The sequence below is a fragment of the Prochlorococcus sp. MIT2304 genome, assembly GCF_059772405.1.
Genome location: NZ_CM186286.1, coordinates 745,061 through 768,216 on the forward strand (window position 1 = coordinate 745,061; position 23,156 = coordinate 768,216).

A 23,156-nucleotide genomic window follows, 5' to 3' on the forward strand; every position below is an offset into this window, starting at 1 on the left:
CAAGATTTTTTCTTATATCGTATAAGTCAGTATTATTTAATATGGCATGGTAGCTGAAAGTAAAGAATTAAAAAATGAGAATTTAGTAATCGTAGGTTCAGGTCCAGCTGGATACACTGCAGCAATTTACGCTGCAAGAGCGAATCTGCAGCCATTGCTCATTACTGGTTTTGAACAAGGTGGAATCCCCGGAGGACAATTAATGACAACCACCTTTGTAGAGAATTTCCCTGGTTTTCCTAATGGGGTTCAGGGGCCGGAGTTGATGGATTTAATAAAAGCTCAAGCTTTGAGATGGGGCACAAAGTTAATTGAAGAAGATGCAATATCAATTGATTTAAGCAAAAGACCCTTTACTATTCTCACTAATACTCAAAAAATCAAATCACACTCCTTAATTATTTCAACAGGAGCAAGTGCCAATCGTCTGGGGCTTAAGAACGAAAAATATTTTTGGAGTAAAGGTATAAGCGCTTGTGCAATCTGTGACGGTGCAACTCCTCAATTCAGGAATGAAGAGCTTGCAGTAGTCGGAGGAGGGGACTCAGCTTGCGAAGAAGCTGAATATCTAACTAAATATGGAAGCCATGTACATTTGTTAGTTAGATCAAATAAGTTAAAGGCCTCTGCAGCAATGGCCGATCGAGTAGCCGCAAACTCTAACGTTACTATTCATTGGGAGACTGAACTTTTAGATGTTACAGGTAACGAATGGTTGGAGAAATTAAAAGTCAAACGAAAAAATACAAACCAGCAAGATGAGATTCTTGCTAAGGGCCTTTTTTATGCAATTGGGCATACTCCAAACACCTCTTTGTTCACCAATCAGTTAGATACAGATGCAAAAGGTTATTTATTAACAGAACCTGGAAGGCCCGAAACTTCTTTGGAAGGTGTTTATGCCGCAGGAGATGTCGCTGATTCAGAATGGCGTCAAGGAGTTACTGCTGCTGGAAGTGGTTGCAAAGCAGCGCTAGCCGCTGAAAGATGGCTATCAAAAAATAATCTGGCAACTCTTATTAAACGAGATGATTTAGAGCCATCAAAGGCTGAGACGACAAAAACTTTTGAAGTCAGTAATAAGGAAAATTTTGACCCTGACAAGATATGGCAAAAGGGGAGTTATGCATTGAGAAAGTTGTACCATGAAACAGAGAAACCTCTTTTCGTCATATATACATCCAGTAGCTGTGGACCTTGTCACATACTCAAGCCCCAACTTCAAAGAGTCCTTAAAGAATCACAAGGAAAAGCTATAGGCGTTGAAATTGATATAGAAAGCGATCAAGAAATTGCAAAACAAGCTGATGTGAGTGGAACGCCCACGGTTCATCTTTTCAAAAATAAAGAATTAAAAGAACAATGGAAAGGTGTTAAAGCAAGAAGTGAATATAAATCTGCATTAGAGTTACTAGTTGATTAGCTATTAAAACCTTATCTTTTTCTTGGTCCACCTGGCCTATTTCCGCCTTGTCTTCCTCCACCGGGGCCTACATTTCGCTCCCTGTATGTAATTCGACCACGAGTCAGATCATAAGGACTTATTTCAACTAGGACTTTATCTCCTGCAAGCAATTTTATTCTAAATTTTGTTAATTTTCCTGCGGCCCTACACAAGCATTGATGTCCAGCGGGCTGCTCAAGAGTTACAAGATAAAATCCATTGCCTTGCTCTTTTTCAATAACGCCGGATGTTTCAATCATGTGTTTTTTTTTGCATCACTAATTAAGTAAAATAATTGTATTCTAAAAAGCCTTTGATTAACCAATAAATCTATATTTAACTAAAAATCTCTTGTAACTCTCTAGCAGTTTGAAATTGTCCATAATAATAATTCGCAGAAGCTCTTATCCCCGCATCATCTAAACCATCAAAAGCCTCAAAACCAATACTTTTCCATAACTCATTACCACATAATTTATCTAACTCGGAAGAGGCTTCTTTAGATAAATTTTCCAATCTTCTATTAAGATTTTTGATTTGACTAATGGACATTACAAATGAAAGTTTTCCTAATAGTACATATTAACTACAATCTTGCAACAGTTTAAATGGGGAATTTCTTTTTCTCTTCAATGTCAAGGTCAACCCCTATATCTTTAAGTCTTTTCAAAATAACTCCGTAATACTCTTTTATGTACCCCTCCATTGTTGTTGAATCGGCTTGATCAAGACCAAAAGCGCTGTAAGTATCATCCATAGGAGCATCTAATTTCCCTCCATTCCCACTCAATTCAGAGAAAGAGAGCCTTTCAGCAACATTTAAGGTCGATTCAAAAAACGATACAACTGATTGAGCAATAGAAATTATGGTTGGAGAAACTTTTAATACTCTCGCTCTTTTTTCACTGAACTTTTCACATAAACCAACCAATTCTTTTGCGCTCCATGCTTTAGGACCAACTATGGGAAATCTTCCTTTTATGGTTTGAGGCCTATCTAAAGCTGCAACAGCAAATCGAGCTATGTCCTGCGTATTCATATAAGCAATTTCGGTTGGATTTCCACTTATCCAAACCGGTTCATTATTCAAGATTGGAATAGCAAATTGGCCTATTACCCCTTGCATGAAAGCTACTCCTTGCAAGATGGTGTAATCCAAAGATGAACTAACCAATAATTCTTCAGTACAAAATTTTATGTCCATTAAGGGAATTTGCCGATATTTTTCTGCTCCCAATAAAGATAGGAATACTACTCTTTTTACATTTTTTTCTTCACAAGCATTATATAGATTTAATTTTCCATCCCAATCTATCTCGTAAACGCTGCGTGGATCATCAGGTCGGCTAGTAGCTGCATCAATAACAGCGTCTACACCATCAAGGGCATACTCAATATCTTCTTTATTTATTAAATTGCCACGAGTTAATTCACAGCCCCACTCTTGAAGAAATGAAGCTGCTTTTGGTTTCCTAACCATGCAACGCACTTTATGCCCTGCATCTATGGCATTTTTGGCTATTTGGCGACCAAGAGTTCCTGTGCCACCAATCACCAGTACTTGCATAGTTGAATTCATTACAAGATTGGAGCTTAAATGGGCAAACTATGGATTGTGGAAATCAATCACCTTGAAGTTTCAAAAGAAGAACTCCTCCTAAAAGCCCAACGGGAATTAAAACCCAAAAGACTGCAGCGATTCCAAAAATTTCTGATGCCATTCAGATAATTTAACTCATCTTCTATTAAAACCTAAAGCCCTGACATTCAGACAGCAATAGAAAAGCATAAGCAAATTTTTAAAATAAACTTAAAATGAAATTTAAAAATTATAAAACTCAAAGTCAAATTAGGTTTTTAATCAAATGCAGCAAAATATTTTTAATAGAAAGCGTTTCATAGAATCCCCTTATTGGGGTGAGTCTAAATATTGGAACTATAAAAATAATAGGGTTCACTTCAGGGTAACTGGTGAGGAATCAAATCCTCCCATTGTTCTAATTCATGGGTTTGGAGCCAGCAGCGATCACTGGAGAAACAATGCAGAGATATTTGCATCGGAAGGTTATAGGGTATTCGGTATAGATTTGTTAGGTTTTGGGAAATCAGAGCAAAATCTTAAAAGCAAAATAAAATATTTAGACAATCAAATTTGGGCAGCACAATTAGATTCTTTTCTTGATGAAATTGTCGACATAAAAAAGAATAGAAAGGTTATTTTGATTGGAAATTCATTGGGAGCTTTAACAGCACTCACAACCCTCTCAGAAAGGCCAGAGAAGATAAAAACAGTAATCGCAGCGCCACTACCAGAGCCAGTTTCTATAAATCCAATTAAATTTTCCTTTCCGAGTTCGTTGGGAAAAATCAAAAGTTTTCTTATAAAACTTTTTTTTCATTTATTTCCACTCAAGATTTTAGTAAATTTAATATCTAGAACAAAATTAATTACTTTTGCGCTTCAAAGTGCTTATTTTCGCTCAATTTCTAATGACATTCAATTAAGAAGAATAGTTACCGTCCCTGCTAGGAGGGTAAACGCATCAAAAGCTCTTAGAGCTATGTGCATTGGAATGAGCAATAGGCCAACCTCAGCAAAAGGTCCATCAATCATTGAAAAAATTCAAACACTTCCCAATCGCCCTCCAATTTTATTGATTTGGGGTAAGCAAGATAAATTGATACCTATATTTTTAGCAAAAAAACTTATAAAGCTCCATCCTTGGCTTAAATTAACTGTGATTAATGAAGCTGGCCATTGTCTCCACGATGAATTACCTAAACATTTCAATCAAATTGTTCTGAAATGGCTGAGTAACTTAAAAACTTCTAAGTAAAAAATATGAAGCACACACTTTCAGTTTTAGTTGAAGATGAGTCTGGAGCATTAAGCAGGATTGCAGGCCTTTTTGCAAGAAGAGGATTTAACATTGATAGCTTGGCTGTAGGCCCTGCAGAAGCCAAAGGGATATCAAGATTAACAATGGTCGTTCAGGGGGACGAATCAACACTTCAACAAATGACAAAACAACTAAACAAATTAATAAATGTTTTAGAAGTTCTTGATTTAACAACATTACCAGCTGTAGAAAGAGAGTTAATGCTCTTGAAGGTTTCAGCATCATCAGAAAACAGAGGAAAAATTTTAGATCTTGTTCAAGTTTTTAGAGCAAAAGTTGTAGATGTTTCTGAAAATGCGATGACACTTGAAGTCGTTGGAGATCCAGGCAAACTTGTCGCTCTAGAGAACCTATTGAAACAATATGGAATTTTAGAAATTGCCAGGACGGGAAAAGTTGCTCTTAAAAGGGCATCAGGAGTAAACACAGAAATGTTAAAAGCTAAAAAATAATATTTTTATTCAGGAATCGACTCTTTTTGCTTCAATTATAAAATCTTCTTCCTCGATTAAATCAACTATATTCATACCACTAATCACTTTCCCAAAGACAGAATATCTTCCATCTAGTTCTGGCAAAGATTTTAATAATATATAAAACTGAGAACTTCCTGAATTAAGATTTTTAGATCTGGCCATCGATAAATACGATCTCTTATGCTTAAGTTCAATATTATTTATTTGACTAGAATCGTATAATTCTTTCCCGTATATTGGTAAAGATTTTGTTCTTAGTTTTATCTCTAAAGGAATATATCTTTTTTTTCCTGTTTTAACATCTATAAACTTATTTTTATTTTCTTTTAAAATATTTTCTCCACCTCTAATTATAAAAGGGTAAGGCTTTTTAATAACCCTATTAAAGATAGTTTTATTGTAGGCACCCTTTTCTACGAAATCAAGAAAGTTTCCTACAGTTATTGGAGCTGATTGGCCATAAAGCTCTATTTTTATCTTTCCTTTGTTTGTAATCAACAAAACATAAGCATTTGAATTCTGGCAGGGAAGTGTTGTAGTAGAACATATATTTATATCCTCTTTTTTCTTTAAATTTGAACATCCAGATATAGCAATCGAACTAAGAATTAAATAAATAAAAACTGGTTGAAGAAATTTATAAGTGAAAGTTTTATTATTTAAAATCTTTGTGCTTTTATTATCTTTTTTAAATTCCTTCAAGATTAACCTCTAAAAACCTCGCAATTTCAGCACCTTCATTCTCTAAATCCAATAGTGGTTTAGGAGCTCCAACTCTAGATATAGGCAAATCCTTTCTACCTTTAATTCTCAAAGATACTCGTCTCAGAGGATTAAAACCTTCTCTTACCTCTAATTTCACAGCTTTAATCTCATCAATTGGAATTTCTATTTCTATATTTTTAAACAACCCTCTCCTGGACAAAGATAAAACTCCTTTGTTTTTATCAAATCTATTAACGCCAGACCCATAATCGATGCTTATTAATCTCCAAAAATAAATAGCAAGTAAAAAAGCAGCTACTCCGTAAAGACCCATAACCAAACCTTGAGGAACAAAAATTAGCGTTGAAGGGTTTCCAAGTGGTAAAAAGTCTCTTCCAAAATAACTAGAGATTGAAGCCAACAAAAATCCAACACCACCAATACTAAGCATCGAAGCAACTATGTAGTTCGAAACCTTACGAGAACCTTTAATTTTCTGTTCTAGAACCAAATCAGATAACTCTTTATCTGATTGGCTTAACTTTGATTCAGATGACATAAGCTCATAAAATTGGGAGGTACATCCCTTTCAAAACATTATAGAGACTAAGTTTTTGACATTTAATAAGAAGAAATAAAAAACATTGCTTTTATCTCAATTCAATACAAGGGATTTCATCAAGTTAAAGATTTACCCACAAACCCCGTCATCGTTGTTAAAGTCCTCGACGTATACAAAAGCTCAGCAACGCTCCTCCCATGACGATCGCTGTTGGAAGCGCAACAGAACGAGGTTGGTTTGACGCCCTCGATGACTGGTTAAAGCGCGACCGATTCGTATTTGTTGGTTGGTCTGGACTACTTCTCTTCCCTACGGCTTTCCTAGCTATTGGTGGATGGTTTACAGGTACAACCTTCGTTTCTTCCTGGTACACCCACGGTGTAGCCAGTTCTTATCTTGAGGGATGTAATTTCCTCACTGCTGCTGTAAGTACTCCTGGCGATGCCATGGGTCATAGCCTTCTATTCCTTTGGGGACCAGAAGCTCAGGGCGATTTAACTCGTTGGTTCCAGCTTGGTGGCCTATGGAATTTCGTTGCTCTTCACGGTGCATTTAGTCTTATTGGCTTTATGCTTCGTCAATTCGAAATTGCAAGACTAGTTGGTATCCGTCCATATAACGCACTTGCTTTCTCAGCAGTTATTGCAGTATTTACTGCTTGCTTCCTTATTTATCCTCTAGGGCAGCATAGTTGGTTTTTTGCTCCTTCATTTGGAGTTGCAGCAATATTCCGTTTCATTCTCTTCATTCAAGGTTTCCACAACATTACGCTTAACCCATTCCACATGATGGGAGTAGCTGGAATTCTTGGTGGTGCTCTACTTTGTGCTATTCACGGTGCAACAGTTCAGAACACTCTTTACGAAGATTCAAGTCAGTATTCTGATGGTAAAACTCAAAGTTCTACTTTCAGAGGTTTCGATCCAGTACAAGAAGAAGAAACTTACTCATTTATTACTGCTAACCGTTTCTGGAGTCAGATTTTCGGTATTGCTTTCTCAAATAAGCGTTTCCTTCATTTCTTGATGCTCTTTGTGCCAGTAACAGGTATGTGGGCTGCATCTATTGGAATCGTTGGACTAGCTCTAAACCTTCGTGCTTACGACTTCGTTAGCCAAGAAATCAGAGCTGCTGAAGATCCTGAATTCGAAACTTTTTACACTAAAAATATCCTTCTTAACGAAGGTATGCGTGCATGGATGTCTTCTGTAGACCAACCACACGAAAACTTTGTATTCCCAGAGGAGGTACTCCCACGTGGAAACGCCCTTTAATAGTTTACTTAAAGCCCCTAATCAAAGTCTAGAAGAGACTGGTTACGCCTGGTATGTAGGAAATGCAAGGCTAATAAATCTCTCTGGAAGATTATTAGGTGCTCACATCGCTCACGCAGGACTAATTGTCTTCTGGGCTGGCGCAATGATGCTTTTCGAAGTAAGTCACTTCACCATGGATAAACCCATGTGGGAACAAGGCTTAATTTGTATGCCTCATGTAGCCATGTTCGGATATGGCATTGGTCCTGGTGGAGAAGTCACAGACGTTTGGCCATTCTTCATTGCTGGTGTTATTCACCTAGTTGCATCTGGAATTCTAGGTTTTGGAGGTGTTTTTCACTCCCTTGCTGGTCCAGAAAAACTAGAAGAAGATTTCCCATTCTTCTCAACTGACTGGAGAGACAAAAATCAAATGACCAATATTCTTGGTTTTCATTTGGTTGTCCTTGGAGTTGGTGCTCTTCTATGGTCCATTAATTGGATGTACATAGGTGGTGCATACGACACCTGGGCTCCTGGTGGTGGAGAAGTTAGGTTGATCAACCCAACATTAGATCCAAGAATAATTTTTGGATATCTTCTATCAACCCCTTGGGGTGGAGGAGGTTGGATGGTTGGTGTTAACTCAATGGAAGATATTGTCGGAGGACATGTTTACCTGGGTGTAATTGAAATAATTGGTGGTCTTTTCCATATCTTCACTCAGCCCTATGGCTGGGCGAGAAGAGCCTTTATCTGGAATGGTGAAGGACTCCTAAGTTATGCATTAGGTGGAATTTGTGTAGCAAGTTTTGTTGCTTCATGTTTCATCTGGTTCAACAACACAGCTTATCCATCTGAGTTCTACGGTCCAACAAACGCCGAAGCCTCTCAGGCCCAAAGTTTTACATTCCTAGTTCGTGACCAACGCATTGGAGCAAATGTAGGATCAACAATGGGTCCAACAGGTTTAGGTAAATACCTAATGCGTTCTCCAACTGGTGAAATTATCTTTGGAGGAGAGACTATGCGTTTTTGGGATTTCCGAGGCCCATGGCTTGAGCCACTTAGAGGACCCAATGGTCTTAGTCTTGAGAAGATTCAAAATGATATTCAGCCTTGGCAAGTTCGCCGTGCTGCTGAATATATGACACATGCTCCCAACGCTTCGATCAACTCTGTTGGTGGAATCATTACTGAGCCTAATGCAGTTAACTTTGTTAACTTGCGTCAATGGCTTGCAGGTGCTCAATTCTTCCTTGGCTGGTTTACATTTGTAGGACATCTTTGGCATGCTGGTCGTGCTAGAGCTGCTGCTGCAGGATTTGAAAAAGGTATCAGTCGTTCACAAGAGCCTGCTCTTTCAATGCCTGATCTAGATTAGATCCATAAATCCATAAAAAAAGTCCTCGTAACCGAGGACTTTTTTTATGCTTAAAATACTTATCTTATTATTTTTTCTCTATCTATTAGTAAATCAGACAAACCGAATTTTTCTAGATTAGTTTTTAACCAAGGCAAGCTAAGTCCAATAACATTGCTAAAACATCCATCTATTTTCTTTATAAATATTCCTCCGTAACCATCAATCGCAAAACCCCCTGCGCAATTATATGGTTCAGGAGTTGAAGAATATTTCAAGATCTCAATATTGGATAAACACATAAAATCAATTTTGGTGCTCACAATTCCCTCAGAGCATTTATTTACTGAAATACTTTTCATATCTGATCTGAAATTATCTAGTGAAATCAAATAATGCCCTGTATGCAAAAATCCAGATTTACCAGACATTCTTTGCCATCTAGATATCAATTGCTCTTCATTAATTGGCTTTTCGAAAATTTCCCCCTCAAACTCAAACAACGAATCACAACCTAATAAAGCTTGAAAAGTATTTAAGGCTTGATTTTCCTTGATCAACTTTTTCAATGCACTTTCAGCCTTACCTTTAGCTAATAATTTGACCTTTAAGATTGGATCTGACTCTTGAAGCTGTGTCTCATCAAAATCACTTACAATAACTTTGTGTTTCAAGGATATTTGTTCAAGTAATTTTTGACGTGCTTTGGATGCAGAGGCAAGCACAAGCATAGAAAATTAGATTTTTTAATCATTATTAGTATCATTGTTGATCTTCTATTAAAAATAAATCCACTTAATTAAATGTTGCTGATTGACCAAAAAATCTTCAGAAGAGCAAAGAGAGGGATAAAGAACTGTCCCTTTAACTTTTTTCTTTTTCAAAGTCTTCAAAAAGAGAGCCTTAGTGCCCAAAATGTTTTTGAGAATAAATCAAAATATTTGAACCAAGAATTTATGTTTATCAATAGTTCTTTATTTATAGAGAATGAATTTCTTAAATTAATTAAAATTGGAGTTTTGAGAAGAGAAGTTGATGGGCAAGGTCTTACATCAAAAGTTCGTATTACGCCAATTGGAAGACAAGTGCTAGAAAGCAGTCCTGATTTATTTAATCAAAAAACAACTTTTATAAAAAAATTAGTTACATGCCTAAGGCACAAACTACCTCCAAAATGAACAAAGCTTTAAAATATACTCCCATAATGGTTTTAGGGACCTCTAGTGGCGCAGGTAAAACACTTATAACCGCAGCAATTTGTCGATATTTAAGAAGAGAAAAGGAAAACCCAATCCCATTCAAAGGTCAGAATATGAGCAATAACGCTTGGGTTGATAAGCAAGGAAGAGAAATGGCATATTCTCAAGCATTACAAGCCTGGGCTTCAGGGTTAGATCCCATTGCTGAAATGAATCCAGTGCTTCTAAAGCCAAAAGGGGATTGTACAAGTGAGGTAATTCATCTTGGCAAATGCGTAGGGAGCACAAAAGCAATTAGATATTACGAAGATTGGTTTAATTCAGGATGGGAAGCAATAAAAAGAGGACTTAAAACATTATTAGACATAAACCCTGAAGGAAGACTTGTTCTTGAGGGGGCTGGAAGCCCAGTAGAGATAAACCTACAGCACAAAGATCTGACAAATTTAAAATTAGCTAAATATATAAATGCACATTGTATTTTAGTTGCTGATATTGAAAGAGGAGGTGTATTTGCTCAAATAATAGGAACACTTGCTTTACTCAAGCCAGAAGAAAAGAAATTAATCAAAGGTATTATTATTAATAAATTCAGAGGGGAAAAAGCTTTATTCAAAACAGGCAAAACATGGATTGAGAAAGCAACTGGAATTCCAGTACTAGGAATATTGCCTTGGCTCAAAGAAATTTTTCCACCTGAAGATTCCCTTGACCTACTTGAAAGGAAACAAATAAATAAAAGTGCAGAAATAGAAATAGCAATCATAAAATTACCCAGAATTAGCAATTTCTCTGATTTAGACCCTTTCTATAGTGACTCAAGTATTCAAATGCGATGGGTAGAACCTGGCCAAGAGCTTGGGGAACCAGATGTATTAATAATTCCTGGAAGCAAACAAACTATCAAAGATTTGAAGATTTTAAATAAAAGTGGATTGAGCAATCAAATAAAAGATTATGCCAAAAATGGGGGAAATGTTTTTGGCATATGTGGAGGATTACAAATGTTAGGAAAATCATTGGAAGACCCACATCAGCAAGAAAGTATTAATGAACCAAGTGCATTTTTAAATATTGGAATGAACATTCTTCCTATAAAAACAATTTTTGGAGAAATAAAGCACACCTCGCAAAGAAAAGAAAGAGTTTTATGGCCAGATTCACAGCATATAAAAGGATTTGAGATGCATTACGGGGAAAGTGATTTAATCAATAATAAAGATTCCTATATTATTTCTTTATTTAAAAACAGTAATTTAGGATGGGTAATTGAAAAAGAAGATAAAAGCTTTATTGGAGGAACTTATTTACATGGGATTTTTGAAAATGATGAATGGCGCAGGCAATGGATAAATAAAATCAGACAGAACAAAGGATTAAAGAATGTAAATGCTCACGAAGAAAAGAATCATGATAAAAGAGAGAAGTTATTAGATTTACTAACGAACGCATTTGAAGAAAATATAAATATGAACATAGTAATTAAATAATTTGAATAATGAAAACTGTAAAAATAAATTGGCCTAATAAGAAATCAAGCAATTGCACTCCAGGCGCTGAATGGTTAAAAGCTGCATATGACGCGAATATCGAGATCCCTACTGGGTGTCTTGGAGGCAGCTGCGGTGCTTGCGAAATAGAAGTAGATGGAGAAGTAATTCGTGCTTGCATCGCCTCAGTACCGGATAAAAAAGAACTTACGGTTGAATTCTTTAATGATCCTTATTGGTGATAATAAGTAATAAAGTTATTTGATAATTAATAATATTTCTCTGCTCTTCGAATGGCTTTGATAGACCCTTTATAGTCTCCGCTTTTATACTTTGATTCACTTATTAACTCCAATTTCTTTATAATTTCCTCTTTTCTTTTCTTACTTATTACTTTTTTATAATCTGCAATTAAATCATATTTACTTTTTCGTATTTTTGCAACTTGAATCAATGCAAAATATTTAGACTCTAGATCTTTTTTTATGAAAGTGCCTAGTAAAATATTTCTATAGTCAATTTTAATATTATTATATTCCTGGGATTTATCAGTTTCTAATTTTTTTATATTTACTGCTTTTATTTTATCCTCTATTGCGCCTTTATAATCTCCATGTTTATACCTAGAATTACTTCTCCCACTATATGAAATGTCTTTAGACCTTTGATTGATAATATTTAATTTTGCTTCAAAATAAATTGACTTTGAAAAGTCATCTATAGCAGAAAGATTATCTCCCAATTTATCATTCAAAAATCCACAAATTAAATACGCTAAAGCAATATCATCTTGGTTATCAAGACAATTAATACCGTTTCTAATAGATTTAATAGCACTCTCATAATCATCTAAATCAACAAATTTAATTGCTTCATCGTAAAAAGATGAAGACTTATCGATTTTTTTCAAATCATTTTTTTCTCTTATTTATTTTAAACACATTGAAGACAATCAGTTTAAAAGTTTTAAGAACTCATATAAGCGGAAAGCAACTTTTAATCAATGCAGAGAGGGTGAACCTTGAAGTTGGGACGAGATGAGCAGGTCAGGGCAGGTGTGGTCATACATTTCTCAAACCAGTTTATAAATCACTCAATAATGTATTGCGCATATATAAGCAGAGGTGGGTAAGTAAGGGAAAAATAATTCATGTCTTTTTGCCCTAATCGCTTGTAAAATCTGGAAAACTATAATTTTTAGACAACTTTTGGGTATGAATGGGATTATCTCGTAACACAAAAATGCGGAGAGGGTGGGATTCGAACCCACGGATAGTTTTAGCTATCAAACGATTTCGAGTCGTTCGCTTTAGACCACTCAGCCACCTCTCCTTTCAAATAAGTTTAAACCAATCTTATGTTTCTACTGAAAAACAAACAGAATTAAAAATTTATTAATTATTTAATCCCAACCAGCCTGCCTCATAAGCTTGATTGCTTTTTTATTATTGGTTCCTAATTGATCAATAGTCACATCATCAGGAGTAAATCCTCCAAATTGAGTAACCTCATCCGTTTTATTAAAACCGATTAATGGATGTTCAAATGTAGGACCAGCTAATCCTCTACTACCCGTGGGAGAAGCAAGATACTCAAGGAGTTGAATAGCTTCTTCTTTGTTTTCAGCATATTTAGCAATTCCACCTGCACTTACATTCACATGAGCAGGGTTAGGGGTAAGAACCTTTACTTTTTTAGCCAACCTTTTGTCTTTACTACCATTAACACCTGCAAGCATTCTTGAAACATAGTAATGATTTACGATGCCAACTCCACACTTACCCTGAGCTACAGCTCTTATAACTCCAATATCACCGGGGAAAAAAGGCTGAGAAATATTCGAGATCATACCTTTTAACCATTCTTTAGTTTTAGCCTCTCCTTTATTTACAATTTGATTGGCTACTAAAGATTGATTATATGGGCTACTCCTTTTTCTAACACAAACAAGGCCATCCAAAGAAGGATTAGCAAGATCTGAGTAGTCTTTAATTGAATTCACATCGACTTTATTAGGATTTGCGACCATAACTCTCACCCTTCTTGTAAGGGCATACCATCTTGCTTGAGGATCTCTATATTCCAATGGAACATTTTCATCTAATTCAGCAGATCGATATGACTGAAGAAGTCCACTTTTTGCTGCATTACTAATTCGAGCCGCATCAACAAGAAGAATCACATCTGCTTTAGAATTTGCTCCTTCTCTTTTCAATCTTTCAACCAGAGATATACCTGTAGCCTCAATTAATCGGATTTTTATCCCTGTCTCTTCTGCAAATTTCTTATATATCTGCTTATCAGTGTTGTAATGCCTACCTGAATAAATCCTTACTTCTCTATCTGAGGCCTTTACTTGATTAAAGCCTGAAGAGACTAATAGTGAACCTGCTATTACAGAAGTAAAAAGACGCTTAATTAAATTCATTAATCAATCTAGGGAAGGGATTAATTTCTCTGTATAGACTAGACAAGAAGATACAACTAAAAATATATTCGCAACATTGATACGTATTAAAGTATAAATTGATATCTTATTTATACTTTAGGATGGTAATTAAATCTAGATATTGAGCATGGAATACTTAACTCATTCTCTAATCGATCAATCAGAAGCTCTTCAAATAATTCAACAGCTAAAAGCCGAAAAATCTTCATGGCAAGATGGCAAAAATACTGCAGGAAGCCATGCTTCAAAAATAAAATCAAATTTTCAATTAGATAGAAATTCAAAATTATCAATTGAGCTTAGAGATACTATTGTTAATAAAATCATCTCAAATCCTCTTTTAAAGAGTTTTACATTACCTAGCCTTATCCACGGAGTCATGTTTACTAAATCCTTAGCTGGTGATGGTTACGGAACACATATTGACAATCCATATATGCCCTCAGGGAGAAGTGATCTTTCTTTTACATTGTTTTTAAACGAGCCAGCAGACTACGAAGGTGGTGAATTAACTATTCAGACAATTCATAAAACTGAAAAAATAAAACTTTCTGCTGGAGAAATGATAATTTACCCCAGCACCCAACTTCATTCTGTAGCTGAAGTCAAAGATGGTGAACGTTATGTATGTGTAGGCTGGATTCAAAGCTATGTACAAAATAATGAAGACCGTAATTTTCTATTCGGACTAGATGCAGGAGCAAAAGGTTTACTAGCTAAGCATGGTAGATCAGACGAATTAGATTTAATTTTCCAGGCATACAGCAATATATTGAGAAGACTGGGAGATTAAGAAATATTCTTTATACTTAATAAAGTAAAAAATGAACTTTCATTGATAGACTCAACCTATCAAAATAAATTCAAACTTAATTACATATGCCTAAAAAAAGTCCTGTAGGAATCTTCCTAGCAGCAACAGCGGCATTAGCCACAACCGCAATTATTCCAGATCATTCAATCGCTGGAGAAAAACATGGTGGCATGGGTGGCACAAAGGAATGGACCACCGATCAAGAAGTAGATGAAGATGGAAAGCTTGACGAAGCTGCTCAAAAAGCTGCTGATAAGGCAAAAAAAGCTGACGTTTGTATTCCTATCGGAGAAGGAGAAAATTGCTGGTAAGTTTTAATTAGCTGAAAGCCCCCTCAGGGGGCTTTTTTAATGCAAAAAAAAACGCCCCCTAGGGAGCGATTTTTTTTTGTTTTAATGAGAATTTAGAATCTAAACTCTGTTAATACAAGTGCGCCGTTGACGTCCTTGCCGTCAGCTTCGACATCAGAACCACCAAATACTGTAGGAGTGATAGTTACACCATCATTAACTTTGAAAGAGTAATAAGCTTCCCAAACAGTATTGTCTTCTGCAGGATCAGAACCAGCTCCGTTGTAAGAAGTTGCAGCTTGTCTAGAACCAAATGCAAGTCCAGCTCTATTGCCATCAACAAATAGATCTGTCCAACCTAGACCTACCATCCAAGCAGACATCTCGTCTGGATCACCAACAGCAGCATCATCTACAGAAGCTATGTCATAACCAAGTTGAACTTGAGGAATAGATCCTGAAGTATCAGGCTTCCAATAAGCTCTTAAACCGATTGAAGTTAAATCTTTGCTGTAATCTTCACCAGCTGCAGTGTGGTAGTAACCATCATAAGTTTCACCATTTGTCTTGCTAGCAAATGCTGCTGAAACTTGCCACTGAGGTGTCCCGTACTCAACCTTAGTCAAGAAGAATTCCTTAGAATCGTCGTCTAGAAGTCCAGCTGATGCATTATCTCCACCCTTTCCGGTGTAGTTAACACTTACTGCAAACCTACCGGCTGAAGGATCATCCACCTGCTGAGTGTAAGCAGCACCAAAACCAGGGCTTGTACTTGAACCATAAGTAGAAGCGTTACCACCAAGAGCGAACTGCTTGGTAACTGGCCTGTAAATTGATGGAGCACTAGCTAGCATGTAGTAGTTCTCGATCCTTGGTCCGACCCATACTTGAAGGCTATCGCCAACAGGGAACTGATACCAAATCTTGTCAACTTTTAAAGTGCCGCCATTCTGGTTAGAAGCAGCTAAATAGTCTCCGTTACCCTTTGTGGAGAAACGACCATTTTTGGTAAAGTTACCAGTCTTAATTCTTGTGTACAGAAGATCTTCACCAGTAAAACTGGAGTTCATGTTCAACTGATACATGTAGTTGAGAGTGACCTTGTCAGAATCAGTCTGATTGTCATCATCAACATAACCAGTTACAAACGCAGCCTTACCACTCATTGTAGTGGTTGAAGAGAAAGCACCAGCTTGGATTTCTTCTAGCTGAGCTTCTACACCATCAACACGAGCTTCAATAACTTCAGATTCATTTGATACAGAAGTGATATCTGCATTTGCTGCCATTGGTGCCATTAGGCCCAAAGCAGCAGGAGCTACCAGCAAACGCTGAAAAAGCTTCATTGTGTCCTCACACAAATATGACCTGCACATAATAGTGTATTCATTGCGACATTCCAGAGTACTAACATCTAATAGTATCTTTTTATACAGCAGATAGGAATATTAGATATATTTCTTGAGTACAAAGAACAAAAGTATCACTATTAAATGGTTTTAATCACGAATCAAAACTAGAGGAAACCCAAGAGCCTCTCTTTCATCTAACCAAGCTTCTGCAACCTTACGAGCTAAATATCGAATTCTTGCAATAATTTTAGTTCTCTCTGTAACAGAGATAACCCCTCTAGCTTCCAATAAATTAAATGTGTGACTGCATTTTAGGACATAGTCTAGGCTAGGTGCAGGGAGTTTTTTTACAATCAATTGATGAGCCTCTTCTTCATAAATTTCAAAAAGTTTTCTTAAATTATCTGAGTTGGATTCTTCAAAATTGTACTTACATTGACCTTTTTCAAAAGGAAGCCAGATATCACCATATTTATTACTTTTGTTCCACGAAAGATCCCAGATACTCTCAACTTCTTGCAAATACATTGCCAACCTTTCTAATCCATAAGTAATCTCAATCGAGACAGGCTTGCAATCAAGTCCACCACATTGCTGAAAATAAGTAAATTGGGTAACTTCCATACCATCAAGCCAGACCTCCCATCCAACTCCCCAAGCTCCCAAAGTTGGAGATTCCCAGTTATCTTCGACGAATCTAATATCATGATCCTTGCCTAGGATCCCCAACCCCTCAAGAGAGGACAAATAAATTTCTTGAATACCATCTAAAGAAGGCTTGATTAGGACTTGGTACTGAAAATAATGTTGAGCTCTATTTGGATTGTCTCCATACCTACCATCAGTTGGCCTGCGGCAGGGCTCAGGATATGCTACGGCCCAAGGCTCGGGACCTATCGCTCTGAGGAAAGAATGAGGACTCATTGTTCCTGCACCTTTTTCTAAATCGTAAGGCTGAAGAAGCAAACAACCTTTCTCACTCCAAAAGTTATTGAGGCTGGAAATTATGTCCTGAAAATACATTAGTTTTTAATATGACAAGAATAAGTGGTAATTGGCTTAACTTGGCGGCGTCTATAATTGGAAAGTAGCCCCAGTTCCTCTATTTTTCAGATTGCCAACCCGATACAATTAATTAAATTCTAAATCAACCTTAGGCCATTTAAAGCTGAGTTTTTAGATGAGAACAAAGAGTGTAGGTATATAAGTATTTACACTTAGCAGCTTAAGCTTGATGATCAAAACAAGGCAAAACATCAAAGAAAACAAGAAATACTGATAGTTATTTCCTTAACAATAATAAATCTCAAGAGAATTCTCAGCCGTTTTCTAAATATTCCATAAATCAAAAAGAAAACTGCAAATAAATTTTTTAAAACTAAGCTAATTTTTGTTTTTTTTACTTTTAATAATGTATAAAAAATACAAAAAATTTAAAAAAAATACTTACATCAAGCTAGATACAGCAATGGCGGTGAATCGGCAAAATAGTACATAATTATCCATTGTTCCGATTCGTCACAAGAAGTATATTGAGCATGTACTTAGCAAGGCCTATGGAACTATCACCCACAGAGGTGGTCGACTTAGCAAGCATTTCGCTCAATAGCGAGGTCACAAAGGGGCTCGTTCCAGCTCAGGTAGAGTATGTCAAAGAATCAGTCGCCGAGATCAACGATGAACTGAGCTGTGTCGGTCAGTCGTTAAGAGCTGTAGCGGCGAACCTCTCCGACATAAAGAGCAACATTAAACCTGGCAACTGGAGAGCCTTTTTAAAGTCTGGCGCAATCAACTGCTCCGAGAGATTCGCTGTTGACCTTGTAAGCGCATACACTAACTGGCTAGGCGGGTCCGATATAGACGACAACCTACTTGCATCGCTAACTCCGAGGTCGCTAGCCTTGATGGGAAGCAAAGGAGTAACCGACAAAGAACGACAAAAGGTGTTCGAAGCAGTGGGAAATGGTGAGAGAATGACAGAAGCGACCGTAAGGTGTCTAGTAAAAGGGGACAAGAAAAAGGGGGATAAACCTACTCAAAAGACTGAAAGCCAAAAGATTAAATCCCTGAAAGAAAGAATAGAGACTTACAAGAAAGTCATAAGCAATCTTCAGGACGAAAACAAGAAGCTTAGCAAGCTGCTATCAAATAGACAAAAAATAGACTCACTCGTCTAATCCTCAGTTCTAAAAATTTACACAAATCTATTCAAAAATGAAGATTATCAACTTAAATGCTAGAGGTTCTAAACAATTAAAATTTGAACCCAAGGACAACAATGCCGTTGAACGCGGTATAACGAGGATATTACTAGAAAAATACAAGCCAAAGCATCATTATAAACCAGAGGCCATAAGAGAAACAAACAAAAGACAAACTGTGGCTTGATGTCATGAATAAGAATCCAAGGTCAAGAGGTGAATTTACCCATTTATACAACCCGAAGGAAGAGGGGTTGGGATATTATGACGTAAACTATATAAATGCATATAAAAAAGATAGAAGATTAAAAAACGAAAAAAACAAAAACAATGAAGAGAGGTATGCAGCATGATTCCATTCATTAGAAGTCTTTCAGAATTAATGGCTATCACAGAATCAAGAGAGACCGAAAAGGATCACTATCAAAACAATGAGATCTGCGACTCGATAATGGATAGTGGGCAAAGAAAACGATATACAAGATCTCTTGACAAAAAAGATATCGAACTCCCTGAATTATCTAAAACAAAAAGGCATACTTGGATGAAAAAGAAAGAAAGATTATCAAAATTTGTTGACGAATTAGACTATAACAATCAAATCCAATCATCCTATGATCTAACTTTGTTGGAAAGACAAAACAAAAGGAATTATGAGGATGTTGCCTAATTATGAAAAAAACTAAAATTATTCAAGCCTTAGAATATTTTTCTTTTACGTTAGTTCTCTCATATTTTTTTATTCATAATATTTATCTAGTTTTGATTGGGATTATATTTTCATTATATTTAATTAATATTAATTTTATTAATAAAAAAGTAGATATAGAGCTAAATGAAAATGATAAAAGAATAAAAACTAATTCTATCAATTTAAAATCAACAAAAGAAGATACAAAGCTGACATTAGTCGAAACTATAGAAGAGTTAGGTTTTATTCCCTCATTAGAGAAAAATGATGAAAGCAATGTTGCATAATTCATTTTAAATATATTTATTTTTAAAAAATCTTTCTTTCTACAAACCTCATTATCTCTTTACAAGCAAATTAATAATAGGTACTTTGGAATAAATACAAAAAGCAAATGCAAAAAGATCAAAAAAGTATAGAGGATATACTAGTTAAAGGTTTATCGCATATTTTAAAAAGAACAGTAGAGGTCTGTCCAGGGGATCAATTAGCTATTGCCCAAGAATATAAAGAGTGGATCAATTGTATATCGGCTAGCGATTTTTCAAATCAGGAGATTCTAGTTATAGATAAGTTCACATTTAAATAACAGTACTCATTACATATAATACTTCTAGTGAATATATATTTAATAATACCCTATTTTATTTTTACTTGATTAATTTGCTATTTATTAATTTATTTAAAATTAATCCATGCATTATTACAATAAAAATATAAAATACATCTATTTAAGTAGGTAAAAATATTTGAATCTTAATAAAAATTTTAATAAAATATATATTAATACTAAATAACACTACATACCCAAGAAACAAAAATCGATTTTTATTAATACTGATGTACTATAATGATGCATTCAAGTTTTTTGATGTATCTCAATTTTCTTGTACCCACTCCAACAAAATCATTTTATTTACAAAGCATGATTAATGAAATGGTCAACCGAGGCAGGAGATTTTTCTCGTATTTTTTCAAGCAATCAACTGGACTGTCCAATGGAATCTTCAAGCACTTCAAGCTGCAATTCAACAAAGAGCAAAAAGCTTTCAAGCGGATTAGGAATAGGCAGAGAAGCTCTCATAACAACCTCCACAATAAAAATTAGTTGTGTTCTATTGGACAAATCGAAAGCGGTTTTGGGTGATTACATAGAACTGCCATCTAAAACAAGTAATGATCAGGACAAATAAAGGCTTAACTTAAAATTTTATTTTTATTTGTCTGGTCTACATAGAGAATTAATTTTCAAGCCTATTGAAATAAATAATTAATTATGATTGCTCTTTATCATTAATTACTTGATATGAATTCGGAGCAAATATCAAAAATAATATCCACCAGAGAAGTACAAAAATGCCCACGACTGAGGTAAATATGATGTTATTAAATAGTTTCCAACTAAAAATCAGAACTAAAATACCAAAACTTAAAATTGACCAAGGTTGACACCAGTAAGGCTTGGAATCCCAAAAACTTTTTTGAGAATTTATATCCATAAAAGAAACATGATAAATGATTATAGATCTCTAATTCTAACCAATTACTCAGGCTTTTCTTCTTCAACAGGCTTTTCTTCTTCAACAGGCTTTTCTTCTTCAACAGGCTTTTCTTCTTCAACAGGCTTTTCTTCTTCAACAGGCTTTTCTTCTTCAACAGGCTTGATTTCAACTATGTTGTCATTTGAAGAAGACGTCTCATTATTGGTAAAAATCTTAGAAGCCTCCTTAACCGAATCAGACTCTGAGCCCTTAAGTAAAAATTTCAGGACATATCCAAGAGAGACAAACAAACCTATTGGGAGAACAAGTCCTAAAAGCAATTTATAGAGAATTATTCCTATTCCAAGGACAGCAATAGAAATAAGAATGTTCTTCCTGTTCATATGAACTAAATGAATAGACACTAAATCTAAGCTATTTCTGAGTTATCTTGATGAGATAACTTCAACGCGATGTTTATTTAAATAATCTAAGTTGTAATTATTAACGTTAAATTCAATGCTCATCAAAGAGAAAGAGTTAAAAAAATTCTTTAATTTATCTTATGGAGAAAAAGCTCCATCAAGGAAAGAATGGGAGTCTTTGTACAATCAAAAAGTTAAATTCATTGATCCTACACAAGAAAAAGATGGAATTGATGCCTACATCAAAGCTCAAGATGGATTAATCAAAAGATGTGATGATATTTTTTTAGAATCACATTCAATTGCCATCAATAAGAATATTGCTTTTGTTGAGTGGACAATGGGTTTAAAAATAAAAGGTATCGAATTCATATACAATGGAACAACACGATTAATATTTGATGAAGAAGGGAAGGTCAAAGAACATAGAGATTATTTTGATTTTTGTTCAGGAACATTTGGTAATATCCCAATTATAGGAGCATTTTTTAGATGGTTATACTCAAGATTTGTTGGCTAAAATACTTATTATTTTTTAAATCAGAAAAGAAATAGTAAATTTGCCTAATCACAATCCAACAAAAATAATGTTTAAATGTTTTCTAAATTTTATTTGTTTACTTGGTTCAATACGTAATTAAAATTTTTTAGCTATAACAATACTGGTGCTGGAAGAATTAAATGGGAAAATTAGTTGAGTTAATCAAGGAAACCTACGATCACAAAGCATGCTTAGAGATTGCAAATAGTGGTTGTTCGGATGGTGCATGCACAAGACATAACTATCAAGCTGACACTCTGTTGCTATATATGAGTTACTCAGATGAGATCATCCAATACATCTCAGAAAGACTCGGATACTCTTTTCTTTCTAATCTTGCAAGAGATTTTGGATCACCACTAAAAGACCATAAAGATCAAGATGATTTCGCATGGCAAGAGGTAGTTTCGGCTTGTCCAAATAAGGACGACTATAAACATGCCCTTGTCTGGAAATTTATAGAATTAGTAGCTAAAGAGAAAAGTTTAGAGCACTAATAATTGAATATGGAAATTAATTCTTAAGTCCTTGGGTATTTATACTACAGTTAATTTAATTCCGTGAAAGAATATCAAATATTGACCTCATCCAATGAGGTTGAAAAACAAAGTAAATCAAACAAAAAAAGGATATTGCACCTACTATTCCATAAATTTGAACTTCTATCTCTTCCCAGATTTCCTCGATCCAAATGAGTAAAGGTTTATTTTTACTTTCTCTTTCCATTGAAGAATAGATTTAAAAAAATAGTATAAACGAATAATAACTAGTTTTAAATAATATTTATAAAGATATCTCAGATTTATAAATGATTGTATTCGATTGATAAATTGAATATAAAATTATGTCCGATAAGACTCGTCAAAGAAAATTTATAATTAGATTATTTAGGTGGTATCCAAAACAAAAATGAAAAATAAACCCTCTATTGAAGAAATAATCTCAGTCACACTTAGCTGTACCTTAATTAGGATGACTGAAATAAATAGAATAGATAGATCGGTTCTTTATCAAGAATTCAAAGAATGGATAGTAAATTCTGGAGAGAATGAACAGACCCAAGAAATTTTATGTTTGAAATACTTAAAAAATGATAGGAAGATTAATTAGATTAACTTATAATTACTATTTGATTTTTTAACAAAAAAGAATTTTGTAATCCTCGTTCGAGGCAAAAAAGAACTAAAGTAAAAAAAAACAAAATATATGTTCACTTCTTTCTTCTCCCTATTTTTCTCAACTTTACTTTGGGTTCAAGTACCTCAGTGGAGTGATAATTGGTCCAAATGTGCTGTGGATGTACCCGACACTGCTTGCCATTGGTATATAGTTTCTCCAGACAATACTTTTGGTAAAGGATTCGATTGGGCCACAGCCCCATGGTTTGATGCAAACGGTTTGAATGATATTTCAAAAATTTCTTCTGAAACAGTTGTAGAAAAACTACAAGAAAAAGAAATTAATGAAAAACTAATATCATAAGTTTTACTTAAACTTGCTATGAAAAAAAAAAAAAT

The 23,156-nt window shown here is 35.0% G+C and carries 34 protein-coding genes and 1 tRNA gene; 20 read left to right on the forward strand and 15 right to left on the reverse strand.

All coding sequences use genetic code 11. The features are described from left to right. Nucleotides 1-46: 46 nt before the first annotated feature. Entirely contained in the window at nucleotides 47-1,423 is a 1,377-nt protein-coding gene (gene trxB, locus AC6EIY_RS04565) for a thioredoxin-disulfide reductase (RefSeq protein ID WP_498507833.1), read from the forward strand. Nucleotides 1,424-1,434: 11 nt separating this feature from the next. Here trxB and infA read toward each other — a convergent pair whose 3' ends face one another. From infA to petM, 4 genes are all read right to left on the reverse strand, one after another. Continuing rightward, nucleotides 1,435-1,704 carry a translation initiation factor IF-1 gene (infA, locus tag AC6EIY_RS04570; RefSeq protein WP_011294847.1) on the reverse strand — a complete coding sequence of 90 codons (270 nt, stop codon included), beginning with the start codon at nucleotides 1,702-1,704 and terminating at the stop codon, nucleotides 1,435-1,437. 76 nt (nucleotides 1,705-1,780) lie between these two features. Next, nucleotides 1,781-1,996: a DUF8669 family protein gene (locus AC6EIY_RS04575; protein ID WP_498507835.1), complete on the reverse strand. Its 216-nt coding sequence runs from the start codon at nucleotides 1,994-1,996 to the stop codon at nucleotides 1,781-1,783. A 52-nt stretch (nucleotides 1,997-2,048) separates the two neighbouring features. Next, nucleotides 2,049-3,011 (reverse strand): NmrA family NAD(P)-binding protein, encoded by a 963-nt coding sequence (locus AC6EIY_RS04580; protein ID WP_498508151.1) that lies wholly within the window; start codon nucleotides 3,009-3,011, stop codon nucleotides 2,049-2,051. A 55-nt stretch (nucleotides 3,012-3,066) separates the two neighbouring features. Next, a complete protein-coding gene (gene petM / locus AC6EIY_RS04585; protein ID WP_011294850.1) occupies nucleotides 3,067-3,165 on the reverse strand; it encodes a cytochrome b6-f complex subunit PetM in 99 nt (32 codons plus the stop codon). Between the two features lie 144 nt (nucleotides 3,166-3,309). Here petM and AC6EIY_RS04590 point away from each other — a divergent pair, with 144 nt between their 5' ends. Together AC6EIY_RS04590 and ilvN are read left to right on the forward strand one after the other, a co-directional pair. Then, entirely contained in the window at nucleotides 3,310-4,281 is a 972-nt protein-coding gene (locus AC6EIY_RS04590) for an alpha/beta fold hydrolase (RefSeq protein WP_498507836.1), read from the forward strand. A 5-nt stretch (nucleotides 4,282-4,286) separates the two neighbouring features. After that, a complete protein-coding gene (gene ilvN, locus AC6EIY_RS04595) occupies nucleotides 4,287-4,796 on the forward strand; it encodes an acetolactate synthase small subunit (protein WP_498507838.1) in 510 nt (169 codons plus the stop codon). Between the two features lie 9 nt (nucleotides 4,797-4,805). Here the strand turns inward: ilvN and AC6EIY_RS04600 are convergent, their stop codons facing one another. Beyond that, nucleotides 4,806-5,522, reverse strand: a complete 717-nt coding sequence (locus AC6EIY_RS04600) for a peptidylprolyl isomerase (RefSeq protein ID WP_498507840.1) — start codon at nucleotides 5,520-5,522, stop codon at nucleotides 4,806-4,808. Then, the gene (locus AC6EIY_RS04605) at nucleotides 5,509-6,084 is read right to left on the reverse strand and encodes a photosystem I assembly protein Ycf4 (protein ID WP_498507841.1); all 576 of its coding nucleotides are present in this window, start codon (nucleotides 6,082-6,084) and stop codon (nucleotides 5,509-5,511) included. The genes AC6EIY_RS04600 and AC6EIY_RS04605 overlap by 14 nt, the downstream gene beginning before the upstream one ends. 200 nt (nucleotides 6,085-6,284) lie before the next feature. Here AC6EIY_RS04605 and psbD point away from each other — a divergent pair, with 200 nt between their 5' ends. Then, nucleotides 6,285-7,361, forward strand: coding sequence for a photosystem II D2 protein (photosystem q(a) protein) (gene psbD / locus AC6EIY_RS04610; RefSeq protein ID WP_498463213.1), 1,077 nt, complete (start codon nucleotides 6,285-6,287; stop codon nucleotides 7,359-7,361). Beyond that, a complete protein-coding gene (psbC, locus tag AC6EIY_RS04615; RefSeq protein WP_011294856.1) occupies nucleotides 7,345-8,727 on the forward strand; it encodes a photosystem II reaction center protein CP43 in 1,383 nt (460 codons plus the stop codon). Before psbD ends, psbC begins: the two co-directional genes overlap by 17 nt. A gap of 59 nt (nucleotides 8,728-8,786) precedes the next feature. Here the strand turns inward: psbC and AC6EIY_RS04620 are convergent, their stop codons facing one another. Beyond that, nucleotides 8,787-9,437 (reverse strand): nucleoside triphosphate pyrophosphatase, encoded by a 651-nt coding sequence (locus tag AC6EIY_RS04620; protein ID WP_498507843.1) that lies wholly within the window; start codon nucleotides 9,435-9,437, stop codon nucleotides 8,787-8,789. Between the two features lie 72 nt (nucleotides 9,438-9,509). Here AC6EIY_RS04620 and AC6EIY_RS04625 point away from each other — a divergent pair, with 72 nt between their 5' ends. The 3 genes from AC6EIY_RS04625 to AC6EIY_RS04635 are packed head-to-tail and all read left to right on the forward strand — an operon-like array spanning nucleotide 9,510 to nucleotide 11,637. After that, the gene (locus AC6EIY_RS04625; protein WP_498507845.1) at nucleotides 9,510-9,884 is read left to right on the forward strand and encodes an Npun_F0494 family protein; all 375 of its coding nucleotides are present in this window, start codon (nucleotides 9,510-9,512) and stop codon (nucleotides 9,882-9,884) included. Continuing rightward, a complete protein-coding gene (locus tag AC6EIY_RS04630) occupies nucleotides 9,881-11,395 on the forward strand; it encodes a cobyric acid synthase (RefSeq protein ID WP_498507846.1) in 1,515 nt (504 codons plus the stop codon). The genes AC6EIY_RS04625 and AC6EIY_RS04630 overlap by 4 nt, the downstream gene beginning before the upstream one ends. An 8-nt stretch (nucleotides 11,396-11,403) precedes the next feature. Further along, nucleotides 11,404-11,637 carry a 2Fe-2S iron-sulfur cluster binding domain-containing protein gene (locus AC6EIY_RS04635; RefSeq protein ID WP_498507847.1) on the forward strand — a complete coding sequence of 78 codons (234 nt, stop codon included), beginning with the start codon at nucleotides 11,404-11,406 and terminating at the stop codon, nucleotides 11,635-11,637. 26 nt (nucleotides 11,638-11,663) lie between these two features. Here the strand turns inward: AC6EIY_RS04635 and AC6EIY_RS04640 are convergent, their stop codons facing one another. From AC6EIY_RS04640 to AC6EIY_RS04650, 3 genes are all read right to left on the reverse strand, one after another. Further along, nucleotides 11,664-12,305, reverse strand: coding sequence for a tetratricopeptide repeat protein (locus AC6EIY_RS04640; protein WP_498507848.1), 642 nt, complete (start codon nucleotides 12,303-12,305; stop codon nucleotides 11,664-11,666). 335 nt (nucleotides 12,306-12,640) lie between these two features. Next, nucleotides 12,641-12,727 (reverse strand) — tRNA-Ser (locus AC6EIY_RS04645). A 70-nt stretch (nucleotides 12,728-12,797) separates the two neighbouring features. Next, complete coding sequence (locus AC6EIY_RS04650) at nucleotides 12,798-13,823, reverse strand: extracellular solute-binding protein (RefSeq protein ID WP_498507850.1); 1,026 nt, start codon at nucleotides 13,821-13,823, stop codon at nucleotides 12,798-12,800. A 148-nt stretch (nucleotides 13,824-13,971) separates the two neighbouring features. Here AC6EIY_RS04650 and AC6EIY_RS04655 point away from each other — a divergent pair, with 148 nt between their 5' ends. Together AC6EIY_RS04655 and AC6EIY_RS04660 are read left to right on the forward strand one after the other, a co-directional pair. After that, nucleotides 13,972-14,637 (forward strand): Fe2+-dependent dioxygenase, encoded by a 666-nt coding sequence (locus AC6EIY_RS04655; RefSeq protein ID WP_498507852.1) that lies wholly within the window; start codon nucleotides 13,972-13,974, stop codon nucleotides 14,635-14,637. Between the two features lie 86 nt (nucleotides 14,638-14,723). Then, nucleotides 14,724-14,969, forward strand: coding sequence for a hypothetical protein (locus AC6EIY_RS04660; protein ID WP_498507854.1), 246 nt, complete (start codon nucleotides 14,724-14,726; stop codon nucleotides 14,967-14,969). Between the two features lie 92 nt (nucleotides 14,970-15,061). Here AC6EIY_RS04660 and AC6EIY_RS04665 read toward each other — a convergent pair whose 3' ends face one another. Continuing rightward, entirely contained in the window at nucleotides 15,062-16,294 is a 1,233-nt protein-coding gene (locus tag AC6EIY_RS04665) for an iron uptake porin (RefSeq protein ID WP_498507856.1), read from the reverse strand. Nucleotides 16,295-16,447: 153 nt separating this feature from the next. Further along, the gene (glyQ, locus tag AC6EIY_RS04670; protein WP_498507858.1) at nucleotides 16,448-17,323 is read right to left on the reverse strand and encodes a glycine--tRNA ligase subunit alpha; all 876 of its coding nucleotides are present in this window, start codon (nucleotides 17,321-17,323) and stop codon (nucleotides 16,448-16,450) included. Nucleotides 17,324-17,856: 533 nt separating this feature from the next. Here glyQ and AC6EIY_RS04675 point away from each other — a divergent pair. From AC6EIY_RS04675 to AC6EIY_RS04700, 6 genes are all read left to right on the forward strand, one after another. Then, a complete protein-coding gene (locus AC6EIY_RS04675) occupies nucleotides 17,857-18,477 on the forward strand; it encodes a hypothetical protein (RefSeq protein WP_498507860.1) in 621 nt (206 codons plus the stop codon). A 215-nt stretch (nucleotides 18,478-18,692) separates the two neighbouring features. Beyond that, the gene (locus tag AC6EIY_RS04680) at nucleotides 18,693-18,854 is read left to right on the forward strand and encodes a hypothetical protein (protein WP_498507862.1); all 162 of its coding nucleotides are present in this window, start codon (nucleotides 18,693-18,695) and stop codon (nucleotides 18,852-18,854) included. Then, the gene (locus tag AC6EIY_RS04685) at nucleotides 18,851-19,171 is read left to right on the forward strand and encodes a hypothetical protein (protein ID WP_498507864.1); all 321 of its coding nucleotides are present in this window, start codon (nucleotides 18,851-18,853) and stop codon (nucleotides 19,169-19,171) included. The genes AC6EIY_RS04680 and AC6EIY_RS04685 overlap by 4 nt, the downstream gene beginning before the upstream one ends. A gap of 2 nt (nucleotides 19,172-19,173) precedes the next feature. Then, nucleotides 19,174-19,479 carry a hypothetical protein gene (locus tag AC6EIY_RS04690; protein WP_498507866.1) on the forward strand — a complete coding sequence of 102 codons (306 nt, stop codon included), beginning with the start codon at nucleotides 19,174-19,176 and terminating at the stop codon, nucleotides 19,477-19,479. Nucleotides 19,480-19,586: 107 nt separating this feature from the next. After that, nucleotides 19,587-19,781, forward strand: coding sequence for a hypothetical protein (locus AC6EIY_RS04695; RefSeq protein ID WP_498507868.1), 195 nt, complete (start codon nucleotides 19,587-19,589; stop codon nucleotides 19,779-19,781). Between the two features lie 343 nt (nucleotides 19,782-20,124). Then, nucleotides 20,125-20,385 (forward strand): hypothetical protein, encoded by a 261-nt coding sequence (locus AC6EIY_RS04700; RefSeq protein WP_498507870.1) that lies wholly within the window; start codon nucleotides 20,125-20,127, stop codon nucleotides 20,383-20,385. Nucleotides 20,386-20,466: 81 nt separating this feature from the next. On the opposite strand, the gene AC6EIY_RS04705 is transcribed toward AC6EIY_RS04700, so the two are convergent. Both AC6EIY_RS04705 and AC6EIY_RS04710 read right to left on the reverse strand, forming a co-directional pair. Then, nucleotides 20,467-20,691, reverse strand: coding sequence for a DUF6737 family protein (locus AC6EIY_RS04705; protein ID WP_498507872.1), 225 nt, complete (start codon nucleotides 20,689-20,691; stop codon nucleotides 20,467-20,469). 44 nt (nucleotides 20,692-20,735) lie between these two features. Then, on the reverse strand, nucleotides 20,736-21,077 hold the full coding sequence (locus AC6EIY_RS04710; RefSeq protein WP_498507874.1) for a hypothetical protein: 342 nt from the start codon (nucleotides 21,075-21,077) through the stop codon (nucleotides 20,736-20,738). A 115-nt stretch (nucleotides 21,078-21,192) separates the two neighbouring features. Between AC6EIY_RS04710 and AC6EIY_RS04715 the strand changes: the two genes are divergently transcribed. Both AC6EIY_RS04715 and AC6EIY_RS04720 read left to right on the forward strand, forming a co-directional pair. Further along, nucleotides 21,193-21,618 (forward strand): DUF2358 domain-containing protein, encoded by a 426-nt coding sequence (locus tag AC6EIY_RS04715; RefSeq protein ID WP_498507876.1) that lies wholly within the window; start codon nucleotides 21,193-21,195, stop codon nucleotides 21,616-21,618. 161 nt (nucleotides 21,619-21,779) lie between these two features. After that, a complete protein-coding gene (locus tag AC6EIY_RS04720; protein WP_498507879.1) occupies nucleotides 21,780-22,136 on the forward strand; it encodes a hypothetical protein in 357 nt (118 codons plus the stop codon). Between the two features lie 55 nt (nucleotides 22,137-22,191). Here AC6EIY_RS04720 and AC6EIY_RS04725 read toward each other — a convergent pair whose 3' ends face one another. After that, entirely contained in the window at nucleotides 22,192-22,365 is a 174-nt protein-coding gene (locus tag AC6EIY_RS04725) for a hypothetical protein (protein ID WP_498507881.1), read from the reverse strand. Between the two features lie 183 nt (nucleotides 22,366-22,548). Here AC6EIY_RS04725 and AC6EIY_RS04730 point away from each other — a divergent pair, with 183 nt between their 5' ends. After that, the gene (locus AC6EIY_RS04730) at nucleotides 22,549-22,749 is read left to right on the forward strand and encodes a hypothetical protein (RefSeq protein WP_498507882.1); all 201 of its coding nucleotides are present in this window, start codon (nucleotides 22,549-22,551) and stop codon (nucleotides 22,747-22,749) included. A gap of 96 nt (nucleotides 22,750-22,845) precedes the next feature. Then, entirely contained in the window at nucleotides 22,846-23,121 is a 276-nt protein-coding gene (locus AC6EIY_RS04735; RefSeq protein WP_498507883.1) for a DUF8643 family protein, read from the forward strand. Nucleotides 23,122-23,156: the final 35 nt, after the last annotated feature.

Excerpts from the sequence above, each read along its gene's own strand:
- AC6EIY_RS04620 (WP_498507843.1), bottom strand. The coding sequence starts at position 9,437 with ATGCTTGTGCTTGCCTCTGCATCCAAAGCACGTCAAAAATTACTTGAA.
- AC6EIY_RS04635 (WP_498507847.1), top strand. The coding sequence starts at position 11,404 with ATGAAAACTGTAAAAATAAATTGGCCTAATAAGAAATCAAGCAATTGC.
- infA (WP_011294847.1), bottom strand. The coding sequence starts at position 1,704 with ATGATTGAAACATCCGGCGTTATTGAAAAAGAGCAAGGCAATGGATTT.
- trxB (WP_498507833.1), top strand. The coding sequence starts at position 47 with ATGGTAGCTGAAAGTAAAGAATTAAAAAATGAGAATTTAGTAATCGTA.
- AC6EIY_RS04735 (WP_498507883.1), top strand. The coding sequence starts at position 22,846 with ATGTTCACTTCTTTCTTCTCCCTATTTTTCTCAACTTTACTTTGGGTT.
- AC6EIY_RS04580 (WP_498508151.1), bottom strand. The coding sequence starts at position 3,011 with ATGCAAGTACTGGTGATTGGTGGCACAGGAACTCTTGGTCGCCAAATA.
- AC6EIY_RS04700 (WP_498507870.1), top strand. The coding sequence starts at position 20,125 with ATGAAATGGTCAACCGAGGCAGGAGATTTTTCTCGTATTTTTTCAAGC.
- AC6EIY_RS04715 (WP_498507876.1), top strand. The coding sequence starts at position 21,193 with ATGCTCATCAAAGAGAAAGAGTTAAAAAAATTCTTTAATTTATCTTAT.
- AC6EIY_RS04720 (WP_498507879.1), top strand. The coding sequence starts at position 21,780 with ATGGGAAAATTAGTTGAGTTAATCAAGGAAACCTACGATCACAAAGCA.
- AC6EIY_RS04650 (WP_498507850.1), bottom strand. The coding sequence starts at position 13,823 with ATGAATTTAATTAAGCGTCTTTTTACTTCTGTAATAGCAGGTTCACTA.
- AC6EIY_RS04630 (WP_498507846.1), top strand. The coding sequence starts at position 9,881 with ATGAACAAAGCTTTAAAATATACTCCCATAATGGTTTTAGGGACCTCT.
- AC6EIY_RS04675 (WP_498507860.1), top strand. The coding sequence starts at position 17,857 with ATGGAACTATCACCCACAGAGGTGGTCGACTTAGCAAGCATTTCGCTC.
- ilvN (WP_498507838.1), top strand. The coding sequence starts at position 4,287 with ATGAAGCACACACTTTCAGTTTTAGTTGAAGATGAGTCTGGAGCATTA.
- petM (WP_011294850.1), bottom strand. The coding sequence starts at position 3,165 with ATGGCATCAGAAATTTTTGGAATCGCTGCAGTCTTTTGGGTTTTAATT.
- AC6EIY_RS04685 (WP_498507864.1), top strand. The coding sequence starts at position 18,851 with ATGATTCCATTCATTAGAAGTCTTTCAGAATTAATGGCTATCACAGAA.
- AC6EIY_RS04660 (WP_498507854.1), top strand. The coding sequence starts at position 14,724 with ATGCCTAAAAAAAGTCCTGTAGGAATCTTCCTAGCAGCAACAGCGGCA.
- AC6EIY_RS04680 (WP_498507862.1), top strand. The coding sequence starts at position 18,693 with ATGAATAAGAATCCAAGGTCAAGAGGTGAATTTACCCATTTATACAAC.
- AC6EIY_RS04725 (WP_498507881.1), bottom strand. The coding sequence starts at position 22,365 with ATGGAAAGAGAAAGTAAAAATAAACCTTTACTCATTTGGATCGAGGAA.
- AC6EIY_RS04625 (WP_498507845.1), top strand. The coding sequence starts at position 9,510 with ATGTTGCTGATTGACCAAAAAATCTTCAGAAGAGCAAAGAGAGGGATA.
- AC6EIY_RS04590 (WP_498507836.1), top strand. The coding sequence starts at position 3,310 with ATGCAGCAAAATATTTTTAATAGAAAGCGTTTCATAGAATCCCCTTAT.
- psbD (WP_498463213.1), top strand. The coding sequence starts at position 6,285 with ATGACGATCGCTGTTGGAAGCGCAACAGAACGAGGTTGGTTTGACGCC.
- AC6EIY_RS04690 (WP_498507866.1), top strand. The coding sequence starts at position 19,174 with ATGAAAAAAACTAAAATTATTCAAGCCTTAGAATATTTTTCTTTTACG.
- AC6EIY_RS04575 (WP_498507835.1), bottom strand. The coding sequence starts at position 1,996 with ATGTCCATTAGTCAAATCAAAAATCTTAATAGAAGATTGGAAAATTTA.
- AC6EIY_RS04605 (WP_498507841.1), bottom strand. The coding sequence starts at position 6,084 with ATGTCATCTGAATCAAAGTTAAGCCAATCAGATAAAGAGTTATCTGAT.
- AC6EIY_RS04730 (WP_498507882.1), top strand. The coding sequence starts at position 22,549 with ATGAAAAATAAACCCTCTATTGAAGAAATAATCTCAGTCACACTTAGC.
- AC6EIY_RS04655 (WP_498507852.1), top strand. The coding sequence starts at position 13,972 with ATGGAATACTTAACTCATTCTCTAATCGATCAATCAGAAGCTCTTCAA.
- AC6EIY_RS04695 (WP_498507868.1), top strand. The coding sequence starts at position 19,587 with ATGCAAAAAGATCAAAAAAGTATAGAGGATATACTAGTTAAAGGTTTA.
- glyQ (WP_498507858.1), bottom strand. The coding sequence starts at position 17,323 with ATGTATTTTCAGGACATAATTTCCAGCCTCAATAACTTTTGGAGTGAG.
- AC6EIY_RS04710 (WP_498507874.1), bottom strand. The coding sequence starts at position 21,077 with ATGAACAGGAAGAACATTCTTATTTCTATTGCTGTCCTTGGAATAGGA.
- AC6EIY_RS04665 (WP_498507856.1), bottom strand. The coding sequence starts at position 16,294 with ATGAAGCTTTTTCAGCGTTTGCTGGTAGCTCCTGCTGCTTTGGGCCTA.
- AC6EIY_RS04705 (WP_498507872.1), bottom strand. The coding sequence starts at position 20,691 with ATGGATATAAATTCTCAAAAAAGTTTTTGGGATTCCAAGCCTTACTGG.